Raw genomic sequence first — 18,135 nt, 5'->3', positions numbered from 1 at the left:
CGGAGCCGGGAACCGCGACGGCTCCCGGGCGGCCGCTCAGCGGGCGGACGGCCCGGCGGAGAACCCGGCGGGCAGGCCCGCGGAGAGCCCCGCGCGCACCCGCTCCACCGTGATCGGCAGATCGCGGACCCGCACCCCCGTGGCGTGGTACACCGCGTTGGCGATCGCCGCCGCCGTGCCGACGATGCCCAGCTCCCCGATGCCCTTGCTGCCCATCGGGTTGAGCTCGTCGTCGTTCTCCTCGAGCCAGTGCGCCTGGACATCGCGCACATCCGCGTTGGCCGCGATGTGATACGTGGCGAGGTCGTGGTTGGCGAAGTCGCCGAACCGCGGGTCCGTCTCCAGGCTTTCGTGCAGCGCCATCGACAGCCCCATGCACATGCCGCCGCGCAGCTGCGAGCCCGCCGTCCGGGGGTTGATGACACGTCCGGCGGCGAACATCCCCAGCAGCCGGTCCACCCGCACCTGGCCGGTGACGGCGTCCACCCGCACCTCCGCGAACTGGGCGCCGTAGGCGTGGCGCGAGAACGCCCGGCGCGCCTCGACGTCCTCGGCGGTGTCCGCGCGCTCCTCCAGTCCGCCGGGCGGGATCGTGCCGGAGACCTCGTCGAGCCGCTTGGTCAGCGCCCGGCACGCCTTGGACACCGCCCATCCCCAGGAGCTGAGGCCCATCGAGCCGCCGGCCCACGGTGCCTGGCCGTAGGCGCTGCGGCCGATGTCGAGGGTGACCCGGTCGATCCCCACCCCGAGCTCGTCCGCCGCCACCTGGGTCAGCGCGGTGCGGGCGCCGGTGCCGATGTCGGCCGCGGCGATCCGTACGGTGAAGCCTCCGCCGGGCTCGGCGCGGGCGGTCGCGGTGGAGGGCCAGGTGAGGGCGGGGTAGTTGCACGCCGCCACTCCGGTGCCGAGCAGCCAGTGCCCCTCCCGGCGGGCCCCCGGCGCGGGGTCGCGGTCCGCCCAGCCGAAGCGCGCCGCGCCCTCCCGCAGACAGGCCACCAGATTGCGGCTGCTGAAGGGGTGGCCGGTCCCGGGGTCCACGGACGGCTCGTTGGCCACCCGCAGATCGATGGGGTCCATGCCCAGCGCCACGGCCAGCTCGTCCATCGCGCTCTCCAGCGCGAACATTCCGGGCGCCTCGCCGGGGGCCCGCATCCACGACGGCGTCGGCACATCCAGCTGCGCCAGGCGATGGGTGGTCCGGCGGTGGCGCGCGGCGTACATGACGCGGGTACAGGTGACCGTCTGCTCGCAGTACGGGGTCAGCGTGGAGCTCTGCTGGAGCGCGTCGTGCCAGATGGCGGTGAGCCTGCCGTCCCGTTCGGCGCCGAGCCGGATGCGCTGGAGGGTGGGCGTGCGGTACGAGACCATGGTGAACATCTGCTGCCGGGTGGCCGCCACCTTGACCGGGCGGCCCACGGCGCGGGCGGCCAGCGCGGCGAGCACCGTGGGCGGCCGGGGAATCGCCTTGGAGCCGAAGCCGCCGCCGGTGTGGTCGGCCACGATCCGGACGGCGCCCTCGGGCAGGCCGAACAGCTCGGCCACCCTGGCGGCCGTCATCCAGGGGCCCTGGTCCCCGTTGTAGAGGGTGAGCGTGTCCCCGTCCCAGACGGCGATGGTGGCATGCGGTTCCATCGTGGCCGTGTGCTCGGGGGGTGTGGTGTACGTGGCGTCGAGGACTACCGGCGCCGCGTCGAGGGCGGCGTCCACATCGCCGGTCTCCGTGTGCCCCGGATAGCCGCCGTTGACCGTCTCGGGGACGAAGATGCGCGGATCGCCGTCCATCAGCTCGGCGTCGTGGTCGTCCACGTCGTACTCGACCCGTACGGCGGCCGCCGCCTGACGGGCCGTCTCGAAGGTGTCCGCCACCACGGCCGCCACGATCTGCCCGCGGTAGGCCACCTCCGGGGACTGCAGAACGGCGAGTTCGGGGGTGTCGGTCGGGCGCAGCCGGGCCACATTACGGCTGTCGAGCACGGCCACCACGCCCGGCAGGGACAGCGCCCCGACGGTGTCGACGGCGCGCACCCTGCCACGTGGAATGGTGGACTGCACCGCCCACGCGTACAGGGCGTCCGGCACCGGGTACTCGTACGCGTAGAGCGCGGCACCGGTGACCTTCTCGCGTCCTTCGACGCGGGTCACCTCCGCGCCCACGGTCCGCTGGAGCGTGGTCATCGCCGCTGCCCTCCCACGAGGTCGCGCACGGCCGCGGTGATGACGTCCACGGCTAGGTCGATCTTGAACGCGTTCTGCGGCAGCGGGCGCGCCGGGGCGAACTCGGCACGGGCCGCCTCCCGCAGGCGCTCCTCGGCCGGCTGCCGCCCGGTCAGCAGCCGCTCGGCCTCGCGGGCCCGCCAGGGGCGGGTGCCCACTCCGCCGAGCCCCAGCCGGATCTCCCGCAGTGTGCCGTCGTCCTCGGTGGCCACGACGGCGGCCACCGACACCAGCGCGAACGCGTAGGACCAGCGGTCGCGGACCTTGCGGTAGGACATGGCGGCGCCCCCGGGGGGCGGTGGCAGCTCGACACCGGTGATCAGGTCGCCGGGCTGCAACACCGTCTCGCGGTGCGGGGTGTCACCGGGCAGCAGATAGAAGTCGTTGAGCGGCACCGCACGGGGGCTGCCGTTCACCCGCCGCAGATGGACGACCGCGTCGAGCGCGGCCATCGCCACCGCCATGTCCGAGGGGTGGTTGGCCACGCAGAAGTCGGAGGTGCCGAGCACGGCCAGGTCGCGGTGGAGGCCCTGGACGGCCGAACAGCCGGTCTCCGGCCGCCGCTTGTTGCAGGGTTTGGTCACGTCCTGGAAGTACACGCAGCGGGTCCGCTGGAGCAGATTGCCACCGGTGGTGGCCACGGTCCTCAGCTGCCCGGAGGCCCCCGACAGCAGCGCTTCGGCCAGCGCCGGGAACCGCTCGCGGATGCCCGGGTCCCCGGCGAGGCGGCTGCCCGGGACCAGCGCGCCGATGAGCACACCGCCGTCCGGTCGGTGCTCGACGGTGTCGTACGGGAGCCCGGTGATGTCGACGAGCAGGGCGGGCTCGGTCACCCCGAGCTTCATCAGGTCCACCAGGTTGGTGCCCCCGGCCAGGTACACCGCCTCCGTGGAGTCGGCCACGAGCGTGGCGGCGGCCTGGGGATCGGTGGCGCGCTCGTAGCCGAAGGGCTTCATCGTGCCCCTCCCGCCGCACCGGCCCGGGTGGGCGCCGCGCCGCCGTCGGCCCCGGCGACCTCGCGGATGGCGGCCACGATGCCGGGGTACGCCCCGCAGCGGCACAGGTTGCCGCTCATCCGCTCCCGGATCTCGTCGGCGTCCAGCTCATCCGGCGCGCCGACCCCGGCCGCCATGTCCTCCGTCACATGGCTGGGCCAGCCGCGCGCGGCCTCGCTGAGCGCGCCGATGGCGGAACAGATCTGGCCGGGTGTGCAGTAGCCGCACTGGAAGCCGTCGTGGTCCAGGAACGCCCGCTGCAACGGGTGGAGTTCCTCGGGGGCGGCGAGCCCCGCCACGCCCTCGATGGTGGTGATGTCCCGGCCCTGGGCGGCCACGGCGAACACCAGACAGCTGTTGACGCGCTCCCCGTCGATCAGGACGGTGCAGGCCCCGCACTGTCCGTGGTCGCACCCCTTCTTGACCCCGGTCAGCGCCAGGTGTTCGCGGAGGGCGTCCAGCAGGGTCACCCGGTGGTCGAGGGTGAGGGCGCGGTCGGCACCGTTGACACGCAGCGCGAAGTCGCTGTGAAACGCGTGAGCTGTCACACCCCTCAGCCTGGCACCGGGGGGTGCGCCCCGCATCTTCAGCGTGGGCCGTCCGGCCCCGGCTCCGGTGGGTCGTCGGGCACCGGGGGCAGCCGCAGATGTGCCAGGTCCGGCGGGATCGGGGAGCTGGGGCGGTAGAACGGCGGGGCCACGTCGGCGGCGGGCGAGTCGGCCAGCCGGAAGCGGTCCCGCAGCCGGTGGTAGAACTGCGTCGGCGCGAGCCGTACCAGCCGCAGCCGGACCGGTGCCCGGTAGGCCGCCACCCAGTCACCCGGTTCCAGCACCCCGCGCAGCTGCCCGTCGAGGCTCACCGCCACCTGCCCCGAGGTCGGCAGCACCCGTACGGCGACGGGTTCGTCCACCGCGGCCACCACCGTGCGGTCGAAGGCGATGTGCGGGGCGACCGGGGTGAAGACCACCGCGTCCAGGTAGGGGGAGACCACCGGCCCGCCGGCGGCGAAGCTGTAGGCGGTGGAGCCGGTCGGGGTGGCCACGATGATCGCGTCGGCCGAGTACGAGGCGAGCAGCTGCGCGGACACATACACGCCGAGACCGGCCTGGCGATCGCGGGCGAGCTTTTCGAAGACCACGTCGTTGACGGCGTTGACGTCCAGCGGAATGCCCCAGCCTGCCTCCTCGGGGCCGCCGCGGCCGGGGCGGACCTTGGGCGGGGGCGGTACGGGACCCCGCCCGTAGCGCAGCAGCGCCTCCATGCCCTCGGGCATCTCCAGCGGCCGGGACGCCCGCAGGGTGAGCAGCATGCGCTCCTCGATCGTGGCCCGGCCCTCGTGGACGGCGTTCAGCGCGTCCTCCACCTGGTCGACGCTGATCTCGGTGAGGAAGCCGACCCGCCCCACGTTCACCCCCAGCGCCGCGGCCCCGTTCCTGGCGGCGAGCCGGGCACCGCGCAGAAAGGTGCCGTCGCCGCCGAAGGTGACGATCAGATCGGGGTGGCCGGCCGCCTCCGACTCCTCCTGGGCGCTGCGCCGGGGCTGGTCGCCGCGCCAGACGTCCAGCTCGAAGCAGGAGATGCCATGGGCAGCGGCCCATGCGCGGGCGGTGCGGGCCGCCGCGACGGCGGTGGGGCGGGCCTGGTGGACGACCATGCCGAGCCGGTTGACAGCCATGGCCCTTCCACCGTAGGTCGGCCGGCCCCGAAGCGCCCATCGGACGGACTCGGGCGGGCGTGGGGGCGGACACGCGGGGGGCTCGGGGCGTGCGCCCTGGAGTCGAACATCCGCCCTGATCTATGGTGTTCAGCGGCACAGAGACCCGCGGGGGAACCACACCGCATCCGTACGGAGCCAGGGGGATGGTGCAGCAGATGTCGAGTGAGAGACGAACCGCGCTGATCGAGGGGCTGATGGGGCGTTTCCCCCAGGTGCCCCGGGAGGCCGTGCTCAAGGAGGACCTGCTGCGCGGCGGCATGGCCTTCGACGAATCCGCGCTCAGCGGCAACGAGGACGGCGACGTCAAGCCGAAGTCGTACTTCATCTTCTCGTTCGACCACCGCACCCTGCCGGAGCTGGGGGCCGCGGCCCTCAACCGGCCGCCCGAGGAGATCGTGCTCACCGGCGGGCCGTACGAGCTCCGCCGCACCGTGGTGTCCGTCCGCGTCAACCCCGCGTCGCCGTATGTGGTCCGGGCCGGGGAGGACGGTGCGCTGGGGCTGTATCTGGACGGTGCGCGCATCGCCGATGTGGGGCTGCCGCCGATGCCGGACTACTACCGCCACACCCTGTCGAACGGCAAGTCGGTGATGGAGGTCGCGCCGACCATCCAGTGGGGCTATCTGGTCTATCTGACGGTCTTCCGGGTGTGCCAGTACTTCGGAGCCAAGGAGGAGTGCCAGTACTGCGACATCAACCACAACTGGCGTCAGCACAAGGCGGCGGGCCGCCCGTACACCGGGGTGAAGCCGGTCGAGGAGGTGCTGGAGGCGCTGGAGATCATCGACCGCCATGACACCGCCCGCACCTCGCAGGCGTACACCCTCACCGGCGGTGCCATCACCTCGCATGTGGGCGGCCGTGACGAGGCCGACTTCTACGGTCAGTACGCGAAGGCCATCGAGGAGCGCTTCCCGGGCCGGTGGATCGGCAAGGTGGTGGCGCAGGCGCTGCCCAAGGAAGACGTCCAGCGGTTCCACGACTACGGGGTGCGGATCTACCACCCCAACTTCGAGGTGTGGGACCGGCGGCTGTTCGAGCTGTACTGCCCGGGCAAGGAGCGCTACATCGGCCGGGACGAGTGGCACCGCCGGATCCTGGACTCGGCCGAGGTGTTCGGCGCCCGGAATGTGATCCCCAACTTCGTGGCGGGCGTGGAGATGGCCCAGCCGCTCGGCTTCGCGTCCGTGGCCGAGGCGATCGACTCCACCGCCGAGGGGCTGCGGTTCTTCATGTCGCACGGGGTCGTGCCCCGGTTCACCACCTGGTGCCCCGAGCCGACGACACCGCTGGGCAAGGAGAATCCGCAGGGCGCCCCGCTGGAGTACCACATCCGGCTGCTGGAGACCTACCGGGCGACGCTCGAGGACTTCGGGCTGTCCTCGCCGCCCGGATACGGCCCGCCGGGGCCGGGGCGGGCGGTGTTCTCGGTGAGCTCGTTCATGGACAGCCTGCCCGCCGTGGACCCTGAGCCGGAGCCGGTGGCGCCCTGACAGACCCGACAGGGCCTTGACATGGCCGCCGCCACCGGCTCGGCGGGATCCGTTCAGCCGACGTGGACGTGGGGGCGGCGGCCGCGGTCGGGCTCGGCCTCGCGGAGCACCTCACGGGTGACGGGGGCGACCTCTCCCTGACCGAAGAGGAAGAAGCGCAGGAAGTGGGCCAGCGGATGGCCCTCCGTCCACTCGAAGTAGATGTGCGGGCGCTGCCCGGTCAGGTCCCGGACCCGCAGCAGCAGCGCCGCCAGCGCGTTGGGGATGGTGGCGCTCTGCAGGGTCAGCACGCGGTAGCGGCCGTGCACCACCTCGCCGCACACCCGCAGCTCGCTCTCGAACTCGGACGGGTCGGCCACCGTGACCTCGACGAAGATGATGTCGTCCGCGGGCGGGATGTCGTTGTCCCCCCGGATCTGGTGCTGCTTCTCGCGGTACTCGGCCAGGTCGCGGCGTTCCGGTTTGTTGGCGATGAAACGGATCCTGCGGTGGGCGGTGTCCCGGACGAATCGCTCGGCCAGGGCGTCGAACGTCACGCTGGTGACCCGTAGTTCGAACGCCCTCGCCACCCGGGACAGCAGCGATACGGCCATGATGCCCGCGATGAAGCAGGCGCCGATCTTGACGCCGTCGGGCCGCTCGATGACGTTGACCGCGGTGGTGTACAGGAAGATCAGCGAGATGGCACCGAAGCCGATGGTCCAGCCGCGCTGCCGGGCGCGCCGGGCGGCGATGGTGACGGCGATGGCGGCCGAGGTGATGAGCACGAGCACCCCGGTGGCGTAGGCGCCGCCCTGGGCGTCCACATCCGCCTTGAAGAGCCAGGTCACCAGGAACGCGATGGCGATGAACACCAGCACCATGGGACGGACCGCGCGCGCCCAGTGGGGCGCCATGCCGTAGCGCGGCAGATAGCGGGGCATCAGATTGAGCAGTCCGGCCATGGCCGAGGCGCCGGCGAACCAGAGGATGGCGATGGTGGAGGCGTCATAGACGCTGCCGAACGCCGAGCCCAGGTACTCATGGGCGAGATAGGCCAGGGCGCGCCCATTGGCCTCGCCGCCCGGTTCGAACGCCCGCTGCGGGATCAGCAGGGTGGTGATGAAGCTGGAGGTGATGAGGAAGACGCTCATGATCACCGCGGCGGTGGTCAGCAGCTTCCGGGCGCCCTGGACGCGTCCGGCGGGCCGCTCCTCGGTGTCACCCGGCTTGCCCTCGATATGCGGCATGACGGCCACGCCCGTCTCGAACCCGGACAGGCCGAGGGCCAGCTTCGGGAAGATCACCAGCGCCACGCCGACCATCGCCAGCGGACTGCCGCGCTCGGCGACCAGCGCCTGGGACCAGTCGGGAATCACATGGGGCGCGGTGAACACATGCCACAGCCCGACCGTCACCACGACGGCGTTGAGCAGTAGATAGGCGGCGACCAGCGCCACCGCGATCCCGATGGCCTCGGTGAACCCCTTGAGGAACACCGCGCCGAGCATTCCCACCAGGATCAGGGTGACGACCACCTCGTGGCCGCGCAGAGTCGCGGTGAGATGCGGGTTCTCCACCAGGTGGGCGGTGGCGTCGGCGGCGGAGAGGGTGATGGTGATGAGGAAGTCGGTGGCCGCGAAGCCCAGCAGGGTGAGGACGAACAGCTTGCCCTTCCAGAAGGTGAGCAGCCGCTCCAGCATCGCGATCGAGCCCTGGCCGTGCGGGCTCTCCCCGGCCACTCTGCGGTACACCGGCAGCGCGCCCACCAGGGTCACCACCACCAACACCACGGTGGCCAGCGGGGAGAGCAGCCCGGCCGCCAGGGCGGCGATCCCGGGCTGGTAGCCGAGGGTGGAGAAGTAGTCCAGACCAGTCAGGCACATCACCCGCCACCACGGCCGGCCCTGGTGTGCTCCCTCCGGCTCGGCGTGCGGGCCGGGCTGGCGCTTGGCGATGTCGGTCAGGCCCTCCAGCAGCCATGCGCGCAGCCGGTGCCGTGCCCCGCCGTCGGGGGCGGCGCCGCCAGAGGTGGAGGAGACCACGGGGTGCTCCCGTCGTACTCGAGGGGGGTCCCGGCCATCGGTGAGACCCTTCGGTCAGGGTATGTGGCGCGGTCGGCCACCACCCGGCCGGTGCCGCCGGCCGAAGGACATCGCTTTCTCAGTGAGTTTTCATCTTCGGTCCGTACGGTTGCGGCACATGGACACCACCAAGACCGACCAACCGACCGACACCGCAGCGCAGCCCGCAGAAGCCGAGGAAGCCACGGCGGAGGGTGTCCCGAACGCTGTTTCGGACCAGCGGGAAACCCCGGACCCGGAGGAGACCCCGGACCTGCTGGAAGCATCAGACCCCGCCGACGACATCGCGACCCCTCCCCCGGCCACCACACCGGGCATCGTCCCCGGCGCCGCCTCGGTCGTCGCCGCGGGCCTCGGGCTCGCCTCGCTCTCCGGCACCTGGCTCGGCACCATGCTCCAGGAGCGCAAGCAGCTGACCGGCCAGATCAAGGCCCAGTCCGGGTCGGCCGCCGATCAGATCTCCGCGGTGTACGGCACTCCGTGGCACACCACGGCCCTCGTCAACGGGCTCTTCGCACTGGCCGCCGTGGTGATCGCCGCCGTGGTGCTGCTGCGGCAGCGGCGGCCCGTCACGGCCGGGGCGCCCTGGGTGACCGCGGTGGCCTGGGGAGCGGTGGCGCTGGGCGTGATCGGTCTGCTGATCGCCGCCGCCATGGGGCTCGACATCTTCAGCGACCTGCCGAAGGTGCCCGCGTCCCCGAACGCCCCGGCCGGCTGACCCCATCCGAGCGCGCCCCGTGGACCGGATGGATCCGGCGGGGCGCGCTTCCCCGGGCGGGCGTGTCACGATTGAGGTCCCGACATCGGGACACACGGGAAGGGGACAGGCCGTCCGGCCGCCCCGGCGGAGAGGGCCACCAGGACGGCACGGACTTCCCGCCTACGGAGTTTCCCGCCGATGAGCCGTTCCATCAGGCACTCCCCCGACCGGCACGGAACACCGCGTACGCCGCGTACGCCGGACCCGCCGGAGACCTCGCTCGCACCGGACGCGCGGGACGCACCAGACGCGCCGAACGGGCCGGACGGGGGCCACGGGCCCGACGGATCCGGCGCGCGGCAGGGCCAGGACTCCAGGACCGCCGTCACCGTCTTCGTCGCGCTCGGCGCCAATGTGGTGATCGCGCTGGCCAAGGCCGTCGGCGGAATCTTCGCCGGCTCCCCCGCGCTGCTCTCGGAGGCCGCTCACTCCGTCGCGGACAGCCTCAACGAGGTGTTTCTGCTCGCCTCCCTCAAACGCAGCAAGCGGGCCCCCGATGAACAGCACCCCTTCGGCTACGGCAAGGATCGCTACTTCTGGGCGCTGCTGGCCGCCGTCGGCATCTTCGTCATGGGCGGCTGCTTCTCCTTCTTCCAGGGTGCCGAGGCGCTGAGCGCGGGCAGCTCCGAGGACCACAGCGGCTATCTGGTGGGCCTCGCGGTCCTGGGCGTGGCGCTCATCGCCGAGGGCTCGTCGCTGGTCAGGGCGCTGGTCCAGGTGCGCGGGCACGCCCGAGAAGCGGACCGCGGCATGACGGCCGAGCTGCGCAGGGGCGACGACCCCACGCTGCGCACCGTTCTGGCCGAGGACTCCACCGCCTGTCTCGGCGTGGTGTTCGCCCTGCTCGGCATGTGGCTGCACATGGTGACCGGCCAGGCGGCCTACGAGGCCACGGCCTCCTTCCTGATCGGGGCGCTGCTGGTCTATGTGGCCTACCGGCTGGCCAGGGAGTCGCGCGGGCGGCTCATCGGCGAGTCGATCGACCCGGCCCAGCGCCGGGAGCTCCGCCGGTTCCTCGAGGGGCAGCCGGAGATCGACACCGTGGCCACGCTGCTGACGATGCGTCTGGGCAATGACTCGACGCTGGTGGCGGCCCGGGTCGATCTCGTTCCCGGACTCGACAGCGAGGAGGTCGAGAAGGTCCTGGTGCGCGTCAAGACGGCGATGGCGGAGCTCTGGCCGCACGCCGACCAGGTCTTCCTCGATGTCACCGACGCCTCGGCCAAGGACCGGGCGAAGGCGCGTGCGGACCGCCAGGCGCTGGAGGAGACGGTGGCCGCCGTGGAGCGCGAGGACGGCGGGGCGTGAGATTGGCCCCGGCGGGCCTGGGTACTCGGTGAAAACCAGCCCACGACAGCGAACTCATGTACGGAGGCAGAACTGATGGGCCTCGGCGGTTGCATTTTGATGATCGCGGTGGGAGGGATTCTCACCTTCGCCACCGACTGGAACGCCAACGGCTTCAATGTCCACCTGGTCGGGCTGATCCTGATGGCAGTCGGCGTCATCGGCACATGCGCGTATGTGAGTGTCTACAAGCGCCGGCGCATTGTCGAGCCGGGCGCCGTGGCGCCCCCGGTGGTCGAGGAGCCTGACCATCACCGGCACCACCATCACTACGACTACTGAGTGCCGGCCAGTCCCCTTTCCGACGAGGTGGCCCCCGCCGCGGGCGGGGGCCACCTCGTCGTTCGTACGACTCCCCCGGGAGGGCAGACACGATGAGCAGCGAACGCACCTCGGACCAGGACGCCCGTGGCCGCCGGGCCGCGCTGTTCGATGTTGACGGCACGCTCGTGGACACCAACTATCTGCACACCGTCGCCTGGTGGGAGGCGATGCGGCAGGCGGGGCACACGGTGGGCATGCGGGAGATCCACCACACCATCGGCATGAGTTCCGACCAGCTCATGGACCGCCTGCTGCCGGAGGACCGGAACCGGTCGGGGGACGAGCGGATCAGCACCGCCCACAAGAGCCTGTACGCGGAGTACTTCCCCCGGCTGCCCGCCCTCGACGGCGCCTCGGACCTGCTGCGCACCCTGGCCGACCGTGGCTGGTTCCTGGTGCTGGCCAGCTCCGCCTCGCAGGACGAACTCGCCGCGATGCGTGCCACGATCGGCGCCGACGAGGCCATCGGGGCCGTGCTCAGCTCGGACGACGTCGAGGAGGGCAAGCCCGCGCCGGATCCGGTCGAGCAGGCCCTGGCACAGGCCGGGGTGCCTGCCCGGGACGCGGTCTTCGTCGGTGACACCGTGTGGGACGTCGTGGCGTGTGTGAAGGCCGGGGTGCGCTGTATCGCGCTCCAGTCCGGTGGCATTCCCCCGGAGACGCTGTCGGAGGCCGGTGCGGACGAGATCTACCGCGATCCCGCGGATCTGCTCCGCCACCTCGACAGCAGCGCGCTGGGGCGCTGAGCCCATTCCGCAAGCCCGTGCGGGACCCTTGACAGTTCCCTGTTTGAAACTGTCAGAATCTGGTGCGCAACGGGCTGTTGTGGTCGATCAACGGCCCGAGCAACCACGCAAGCCCTTGCACAACAAGCCGTTGCACACCACACAATCGAAGAAAAGGGGATCGCGATGGCGGTCACTCGCAGATCGTTACTGATCGCAGGCACCGCCGCCCCGATGGCCGGGGCACTCGTCACGGCCGCTCCCGCCCAGTCCGCCACCGCGTCCCGCGCCATGGGAGGCCGGACCGTCCCGCTCACGGACGGCTGGCGGTTCACCCTCGTCAACCCCGGCGACATCACCGACCCGACCGGCGCGTACGGACACGCTCATGACCCGGCGTACGACGACTCGGCCTGGCGCGAGGTCGCGGTTCCGCACGACTGGAGCATCGAACTCACTCCCACCACCGACCACGGCACCAGCGGTGGCACCGGCTTCCTGCCCGGCGGCCTCGGCTGGTACCGCACCACCTTCACCCTGCCGCGCGCCCTCGAGGGCAAGCGGATCTTCGTCGAATTCGACGGTGTCTACATGGACTCGTCCGTGTACTGCAACGGACGGCTCATCGGCGAGCACCCCTATGGATACACCGGTTTCGCCCTCGACCTCACCGAAGTGGCCCACACCGACGGCGCCACCCCCAACGTCCTCGCCGTCAAGGTGCGCAACCGGCTTCCCAGCAGCCGCTGGTACTCCGGCAGCGGCATCTACCGCCACGCCCGGCTCCAGGTCACCGACCCGGTCCATGTGGCCCGGTGGGGCACGTACCTCACCACCCCCGGCCTGGCCACCACCCTGCGCGCCGGACACGCCACCGTGCGGGCGCGGACCCTCGTGGTCAATGAGTCGGACGGCCGGAAGCCGGTGACCGTGGTCTCCACGGTCAAGGACCCCGACGGGCACATGGTGGTCCAGGCACACTCCACCCTCACCGTCGGGGCGGGTGACACCCGTACCGCCACCCAGGAGCTGCGGATCGACCGGCCGCGGCTGTGGTCGTTCGACACCCCGCGGCGCTATGTCCTGGAGACCGAACTTCGGGTGGGCCAGGACACCACCGACCGGTACCGCACCCCCTTCGGGCTCCGCCATGCCACCTTCGACCCCGAGCGCGGATTCTCACTGAACGGCCGATACGCCAAGCTCCGGGGCGTCGATCTCCACCATGACCTGGGCGCGCTCGGCGCCGCCGTCAACGCCGACGCCCTGCTGCGCCAACTGACCATCATGAAGAGCGTGGGCGTCAACGCCGTGCGCACCTCCCACAATCCGCCCGCGCCCGAGCTGATCGAGGTCTGCGAGCGGCTCGGCATCGTGATGCTGGTGGAGGCGTTCGACTGCTGGCGCACCGGCAAGAACACCTATGACTACGGGCGCTTCTTCGACGAGCACTGCGAGGCGGACATCACCGAGATGGTGCGCGCCGCCCGCAACTCCCCCGCCGTCGTCATGTGGTCCATCGGCAATGAGATCCCCGACTCCACCAGCGCCCCGGGGCTGGGGATGGCCCAGCGGCTCATCGACGCCGTGCGAGCGGCCGATGACACCAGGCCCGTGGTGATCGGCTCGGACAAGTACCGCGCGCTGCCCGCCGAGGGCTCCCCCGCCGATCTGATGCTGGCCAAGCTGGACGGGCTGGGCCTGAACTACAACACCGCCGCCTCGGTGGACGCCCTGCACGCCCGGTACCCGCGGCTGTTCCTCTTCGAGTCCGAATCCTCCTCGGAAACCTCCACCCGCGGCGCCTATCAGGAGCCCGAGCACCTGAACACGGGCGAGAACCACACCCCCGGCAGGCGCCAGACCTCCGCTTACGACAACAACCTCGCCTCCTGGACGATGAGCGGCGAGTACGGGCTGAAGAAGGACCGGGACCGGAGGTTCTTCGCCGGGCAGTTCCTGTGGTCGGGCATCGACTACATCGGCGAGCCCACGCCGTACGACGTGTTCCCGGTGAAGGCGTCGTTCTTCGGCGCCGTGGACACCGCGGGCTTCCCCAAGGACATGTACCACCTCTTCAAGAGCCAGTGGACCAGCGAACCGATGGTCCATCTGGTCCCCATGGACTGGACCGGCCACCGGCCGGGAGAGACCGTGGAGGTGTGGGCCTACTCCAACGTCGCCACCGTGGAGCTGTTCCTGGGCGGCCGATCGCTGGGCGTCCGTGAGTTCGACACCAAGAAGACCACGGATGGCCGTACCTACCTGGAGACCACCGAGCCGACCGGCGACGACAAGACCGTCACCTCCGGCCCCTACCCCGGCAGCTACACCAGCCCGGGCGGCAGCGCCGGAAAGCTCCACCTCACCTGGAAGGTGCCGTTCGCACCCGGCGAGTTGAAGGCCGTGGCCCGGCGCGGTGGCCGGGTGGTGGCCACCGATGTGCTGCGCACGGCGGGACGTCCGCACGCCGTACGGCTCACCCCCGACCGGAAGACCGTCGAGGCCGATGGCCGCTCACTGTGCTTCCTGACCGCCGAAGTCGTCGACGCCGAGGGTGTGGTGGTGCCGGACGCCGATCATCTGATCGCCTTCAAGGTCACCGGAGGCTCCCTGGCCGGGGTCGACAACGGCCGTCAGGAGAGCGCCGAGCGCTACCAGGCGAGCACCCGCACCGCCTTCCACGGCAAGGCCCTGGCCATCGTCCGCGCCGGCACCGAGGCCGGGCCGCTGACCGTCACCGCCCGCTCGGCGGGGCTGCGCACCGCCACCGCCACCGTCCGCGCCACCGGCGGGACCTCGGAGCCGGTCACCCGCCCCACGCCGTTCGCGCCCGACCCCGGCCCCGGTGCTCCGCACCACCCACTGGCCGACGCGAGCTACTCCGGCGCGCCGACGACCCTGCCCTCGGCGATGCTGGACGGCGATCCGGCCACCGGCTGGTCCAACGCCTTCCGCAAGCCCGCCACGGCGCTGCTCCCCGCCTTCGACGGCGCCCGGAAGGCCGACTGGGTCTCGGTGACCTGGAGCGGAAGGCGGCGGCTGCGCCGTGTCGAGGTGTCCTTCACCGTGGACGCCACGCACACCCTGCCGGCCTCGGTCGAGGTGTCCGCGTGGAACGGCCACGCGTACGTCCCGGTGCGCGGGGCGTCCATCGCCTGGGCCACCGCCTCCGACACCCCGACCGTCATCACCTTCGACCCGGTGCGCACCTCACGGCTGCGGCTGGACCTCACCAGCCGTCATCCCGGCGCGGCGGACGGCGCCCAGCGCATCGTCGCCCTCGAGGCCGGTGACGGCTGAGGGGCCGGCGAGTGAGCCGCCGGGCCACACGCCGAGCGGCGCCACGCCGGACGGGTGGAAGCCTCCCGCGGCAGTTTGTCCGCGATACGAAGAGGGCACCCGGCTTCTCCGACGTCGTGCTGGAGGCGAGATGACTCTTTCCCGTATCCCGGTGACCCGTGCGTGGCGGCGGTGGCGGCGGCCACGCGATCTGGAGGTGCCGCGCGATGCCGTGGACGTCGAGGACGCCAACCGGCGGTTCCTGATGTACGGGGTGATGCCGCTGTGGTTCGTCCCGGCGGTGGCGGACTGGCTGATGCACCGCCGGACCAGGATCGAGGAGACGTCGGGCACGAAGGAGTCGGCGATCCACGCCCTGATGATGACGGAGGCCGGTGTCCCCGTGGCGATGGGGCTGCTGGCCCGGGTCAATCCGCTGGTGCTGTCGGTGATGGGCGGAGCGGCCGTCGCCCATGGTGCCACCGCGCTGTGGGATGTGAGCCTGGCCACCGGGGAGCGCGAGGTGCGCCCGGTGGAGCAGCACATCCACAGCTTCCTGGAGGTGCTGCCGCTGTCGGCGATGGCGTTCACCTGCTGTCTGCACTGGGACCAGGTCCGGGCGGCGCTGCGCGGCGGGGACCGGCCCGAGGACTGGAAGCTGCTGCCCAAGGACAATCCGCTGCCCGTGCGCTATCTGGCGGCCATCGGGCTCGGCATCGGCGCCTGTGTGGTGCTGCCCTACGCCGAGGAGATGCGGCGGTGCATCAGGGCCGCCAGGGCCCGTAAGGCGGTATGAGCCCATGCCGCGCGAGCGAGCCGGTACGCGGACACGGTCCCGCGTACCGGCCGAACCGCTGCCCTGTCCGCGGGTGCTGGCGCCGGAGGCGCACGGGCCCGAACATGTCGCCGTCGACGCGGAGGGCCGGATCCTCACCGGGACCGCGGACGGGGCCGTCCGGCGGCTGACGCTGTCGCCGGACCATGAGCTGGTCCGCTCCGAGGTGCTCGCGTACACCGGTGGCCGGCCGCTGGGGCTCGTCCCCTGCCCCGACGGCGGGCTGCTGGTCTGCGACGCGCGGCGCGGGCTGCTGCGGGTCGGGCCGGACGACGGGTCCGTACGGGTGGTGGCCGACGAGGTGGCCGGCAGGCCGCTGCGGTTCTGCAGCAATGTCGCCACGGCGGCGGACGGCACGGTGTACTTCACCGTGTCCAGCCGCCGCCACGGCCTGGAGGACTGGCTCGGCGACATCCTGGAGAACACCGCCACCGGGCAGCTGCTCCGGCTGCGGCCGGGCGGCCGCCCGGAGGTGGTGCTGGACGGGCTGCGGTTCGCCAACGGGGTCGCCCTCGCCGCCGACGAGTCGTATGTGGCCGTGGTCGAGAGCGGTGCCTACCGGATCAGCCGGCTGTGGCTGACCGGCCGCCGGGCCGGGACACGGGACCTTCTCCTCCGCGATCTGCCGGGCTTCCCGGACAATCTCACCCGTGGCCCCGACGGTGTCATCTGGGTGGCCATAGCCGCGCCACGGGAGCCTGCCCTCGATCTGCTGCACCGCGCGCCCGCCCCGCTCAGAAGGGCGGCGGTGCCCGTCGCCACCCGGCTCCGCCCCCGCCCGCGGCGCACGGTGCGCGCCCTGGCGATCGGCTCCGACGGCCGGGTCGTCCGCCATCTGGTGCGGCGCCGGACCCCGTACCGGATGGCCACGAGCGTGTGTGCGCTCGGCGGTCTCCTCGTCATGGGCAGCCTCCTCGAGCGGGGCATCGCGGTCTGCCCGCTGCCACCGCCCCGGGAGGCCACCGGGGCGGCTCACCCCCAGCCGGTGGAGTAGCCGCGGTAGCGGCGCCGCCGGGGCCGGATGGTCAGCGTCGACAGCAGTCCCACGAACCCCACCACGATGACCACCAGACCGGGTCCGAAGCCCTGGGCGTACGCCACGACGTCGTCGAGCGTCGACACGCCGTCGTCGACCCCTGAGCTCCCGGATGTGCCGGAGGCGATGGCCGGGTCGGGACTCTGGGCCTTGGCGCCCGGGATGGACACCCCGAGCGCGGTCAGCGCCTTGGTCACGGGCTGGAAGAAGGTCACCCCGCCACGGTCGCAGTCGCCGCTGCCGCCGGAGGTGACGCCGAGCGCCACGCCCTGCGCGAAGAGCGGCCCCCCGCTGTCGCCGGGCTCGGCGCACACGGTGGTCTGGACAAGCCCGGTGACCGTGCCCTCGGGGTAGTTGACCGTCGCGTTGAGCCCGGTCACCTTGCCCGAGCGCACTCCGGTGGTGCTGCCGCTGCGGAACACCTCCTGGCCCACGACCGGATCGGCCACACCGGTGACCCGCACCGTCTGGCCGCCACCGACGTTGACCACGCTGCGCTGGTCGAGTGAGGCGTTGTCGTAGCGCACCAGCGAGAAGTCATTGCCGGGGAAGCTGCTCTGGACGGTTGTGCCGATGCGGGTCGAGCCGGTGCCGTCGGTGAACCAAGGGGTGCCGTTGGGGCCGCAGTGTCCCGCCGTCAGGATGAAACCGGTCTGGCCGTTGGTGACGTTGAAACCGGCCGAGCAGCGGCTGCCGTTGGTGAACATGGGCGAGGCACCGGCGGTTCTGGTGGTGAAGGAGCCCTCCGTCCGCTGCGCGCGCACCTCGCCGCCCACCTCCGCGGCGAGGTCCTTCATCTGCGACCAGCGGGCGGTGGAGACGGTGCTGTCGCCGACCAGCACCACCTGGTTGGACTTGGGGTCCACCATCCAGGCGGTGCCCGCCACCCGGGGCGCCGAGCGCAGCTTCTCGGTCGCGGAGTCCAGGTCCGCCATGCTGTAGCGCACCCGTTTGGCGGTGGCCCCGGCCCGGCTGACCTCGTCCGCCGCCGTATCGTCCGTCACCGCGACCACCGGGCGGCCGTCGGCGCCGATCCAGTTGCCCGCCGTACGGGAGGCGCCGAGTGCGGACACCAGCCGTCCGCCCACATCGTCCGTCCGGTCCGCGCTCAGGGCTCTCGGACCGTCGCTTCCGGTCGTCCCGTGGGCCGATCCGCCCGGCCCGGCCTGAGAGACCATCACCCCGCCACAGACCAGTGCCCCGACAGCCGCGAACCGCACGACCCGGCGCACGCCGCGCCGCATGTGCTTCACCACCCTGTCTCCTTACGTCGATCCAGCCGGGGGCCCCGGACGGCGAAGGCCCACCCCCTCATACGTAAGGAAGCGACGTCCTGCTCACTCC

14 protein-coding genes are annotated in these 18,135 nt (G+C 72.0%); 8 read left to right on the top strand and 6 right to left on the bottom strand.

Going from position 1 to position 18,135, the window contains the following annotated elements; genetic code table 11:
- Nucleotides 1-36: 36 nt before the first annotated feature.
- From ACMTAK_RS48655 to ACMTAK_RS48640, 4 genes are read right to left on the bottom strand one after another with little or no spacing between them, the layout of a single operon-like run.
- A complete protein-coding gene (locus ACMTAK_RS48655; protein WP_413812124.1) occupies nt 37-2,175 on the bottom strand; it encodes a xanthine dehydrogenase family protein molybdopterin-binding subunit in 2,139 nt (712 codons plus the stop codon).
- Nucleotides 2,172-3,170, bottom strand: coding sequence for an FAD binding domain-containing protein (locus ACMTAK_RS48650; RefSeq protein ID WP_413812123.1), 999 nt, complete (start codon nt 3,168-3,170; stop codon nt 2,172-2,174). Before ACMTAK_RS48650 ends, ACMTAK_RS48655 begins: the two co-directional genes overlap by 4 nt.
- Complete coding sequence (locus ACMTAK_RS48645; protein ID WP_413812122.1) at nt 3,167-3,793, bottom strand: 2Fe-2S iron-sulfur cluster-binding protein; 627 nt, start codon at nt 3,791-3,793, stop codon at nt 3,167-3,169. The genes ACMTAK_RS48650 and ACMTAK_RS48645 overlap by 4 nt, the downstream gene beginning before the upstream one ends.
- 2 nt (nt 3,794-3,795) lie before the next feature.
- The gene (locus tag ACMTAK_RS48640; RefSeq protein WP_413812121.1) at nt 3,796-4,884 is read right to left on the bottom strand and encodes an NAD(+)/NADH kinase; all 1,089 of its coding nucleotides are present in this window, start codon (nt 4,882-4,884) and stop codon (nt 3,796-3,798) included.
- A 197-nt stretch (nt 4,885-5,081) separates the two neighbouring features.
- Here ACMTAK_RS48640 and ACMTAK_RS48635 point away from each other — a divergent pair, with 197 nt between their 5' ends.
- On the top strand, nt 5,082-6,419 hold the full coding sequence (locus ACMTAK_RS48635) for a radical SAM protein (RefSeq protein WP_413812120.1): 1,338 nt from the start codon (nt 5,082-5,084) through the stop codon (nt 6,417-6,419).
- Between the two features lie 53 nt (nt 6,420-6,472).
- Here the strand turns inward: ACMTAK_RS48635 and ACMTAK_RS48630 are convergent, their stop codons facing one another.
- Nucleotides 6,473-8,443 carry an APC family permease gene (locus ACMTAK_RS48630; protein ID WP_413812119.1) on the bottom strand — a complete coding sequence of 657 codons (1,971 nt, stop codon included), beginning with the start codon at nt 8,441-8,443 and terminating at the stop codon, nt 6,473-6,475.
- 157 nt (nt 8,444-8,600) lie between these two features.
- Here ACMTAK_RS48630 and ACMTAK_RS48625 point away from each other — a divergent pair, with 157 nt between their 5' ends.
- The 7 genes from ACMTAK_RS48625 (at nt 8,601) to ACMTAK_RS48595 (ending at nt 16,749) form a co-directional block, all read left to right on the top strand.
- The gene (locus tag ACMTAK_RS48625) at nt 8,601-9,200 is read left to right on the top strand and encodes a hypothetical protein (RefSeq protein ID WP_413812118.1); all 600 of its coding nucleotides are present in this window, start codon (nt 8,601-8,603) and stop codon (nt 9,198-9,200) included.
- Between the two features lie 180 nt (nt 9,201-9,380).
- Nucleotides 9,381-10,550: a cation diffusion facilitator family transporter gene (locus ACMTAK_RS48620; protein WP_413812117.1), complete on the top strand. Its 1,170-nt coding sequence runs from the start codon at nt 9,381-9,383 to the stop codon at nt 10,548-10,550.
- A gap of 75 nt (nt 10,551-10,625) precedes the next feature.
- A complete protein-coding gene (locus ACMTAK_RS48615) occupies nt 10,626-10,871 on the top strand; it encodes a hypothetical protein (RefSeq protein WP_262698236.1) in 246 nt (81 codons plus the stop codon).
- Nucleotides 10,872-10,963: 92 nt separating this feature from the next.
- The gene (locus ACMTAK_RS48610; protein ID WP_413812116.1) at nt 10,964-11,659 is read left to right on the top strand and encodes an HAD family hydrolase; all 696 of its coding nucleotides are present in this window, start codon (nt 10,964-10,966) and stop codon (nt 11,657-11,659) included.
- A gap of 165 nt (nt 11,660-11,824) precedes the next feature.
- A complete protein-coding gene (locus ACMTAK_RS48605; protein WP_413812115.1) occupies nt 11,825-14,941 on the top strand; it encodes a glycoside hydrolase family 2 TIM barrel-domain containing protein in 3,117 nt (1,038 codons plus the stop codon).
- A gap of 130 nt (nt 14,942-15,071) precedes the next feature.
- Nucleotides 15,072-15,716, top strand: a complete 645-nt coding sequence (locus ACMTAK_RS48600) for a diguanylate cyclase (RefSeq protein WP_413812114.1) — start codon at nt 15,072-15,074, stop codon at nt 15,714-15,716.
- A gap of 4 nt (nt 15,717-15,720) precedes the next feature.
- Nucleotides 15,721-16,749: an SMP-30/gluconolactonase/LRE family protein gene (locus ACMTAK_RS48595; protein ID WP_413812113.1), complete on the top strand. Its 1,029-nt coding sequence runs from the start codon at nt 15,721-15,723 to the stop codon at nt 16,747-16,749.
- Here ACMTAK_RS48595 and ACMTAK_RS48590 read toward each other — a convergent pair.
- Entirely contained in the window at nt 16,728-18,044 is a 1,317-nt protein-coding gene (locus ACMTAK_RS48590) for a S1 family peptidase (protein WP_413813221.1), read from the bottom strand. The two genes, ACMTAK_RS48595 and ACMTAK_RS48590, sit on opposite strands and share 22 nt — an antisense overlap.
- Nucleotides 18,045-18,135 lie beyond the last annotated feature (91 nt).

The sequence above is a fragment of the Streptomyces lacaronensis genome (genome assembly GCF_047337785.1).
Taxonomy (GTDB): Bacteria; Actinomycetota; Actinomycetes; order Streptomycetales; family Streptomycetaceae; genus Streptomyces; species Streptomyces lycopersici.
The sequence above is the reverse complement of the archived record's forward strand: the minus strand, read 5'-3'. Positions and strand labels throughout refer to the sequence as shown.

Excerpts from the sequence above, each read along its gene's own strand:
- ACMTAK_RS48655 (WP_413812124.1), bottom strand. The coding sequence starts at position 2,175 with ATGACCACGCTCCAGCGGACCGTGGGCGCGGAGGTGACCCGCGTCGAA.
- ACMTAK_RS48650 (WP_413812123.1), bottom strand. The coding sequence starts at position 3,170 with ATGAAGCCCTTCGGCTACGAGCGCGCCACCGATCCCCAGGCCGCCGCC.
- ACMTAK_RS48645 (WP_413812122.1), bottom strand. The coding sequence starts at position 3,793 with ATGCGGGGCGCACCCCCCGGTGCCAGGCTGAGGGGTGTGACAGCTCAC.
- ACMTAK_RS48640 (WP_413812121.1), bottom strand. The coding sequence starts at position 4,884 with ATGGCTGTCAACCGGCTCGGCATGGTCGTCCACCAGGCCCGCCCCACC.
- ACMTAK_RS48635 (WP_413812120.1), top strand. The coding sequence starts at position 5,082 with ATGTCGAGTGAGAGACGAACCGCGCTGATCGAGGGGCTGATGGGGCGT.
- ACMTAK_RS48625 (WP_413812118.1), top strand. The coding sequence starts at position 8,601 with ATGGACACCACCAAGACCGACCAACCGACCGACACCGCAGCGCAGCCC.
- ACMTAK_RS48620 (WP_413812117.1), top strand. The coding sequence starts at position 9,381 with ATGAGCCGTTCCATCAGGCACTCCCCCGACCGGCACGGAACACCGCGT.
- ACMTAK_RS48615 (WP_262698236.1), top strand. The coding sequence starts at position 10,626 with ATGGGCCTCGGCGGTTGCATTTTGATGATCGCGGTGGGAGGGATTCTC.
- ACMTAK_RS48610 (WP_413812116.1), top strand. The coding sequence starts at position 10,964 with ATGAGCAGCGAACGCACCTCGGACCAGGACGCCCGTGGCCGCCGGGCC.
- ACMTAK_RS48605 (WP_413812115.1), top strand. The coding sequence starts at position 11,825 with ATGGCGGTCACTCGCAGATCGTTACTGATCGCAGGCACCGCCGCCCCG.
- ACMTAK_RS48600 (WP_413812114.1), top strand. The coding sequence starts at position 15,072 with ATGACTCTTTCCCGTATCCCGGTGACCCGTGCGTGGCGGCGGTGGCGG.
- ACMTAK_RS48595 (WP_413812113.1), top strand. The coding sequence starts at position 15,721 with ATGCCGCGCGAGCGAGCCGGTACGCGGACACGGTCCCGCGTACCGGCC.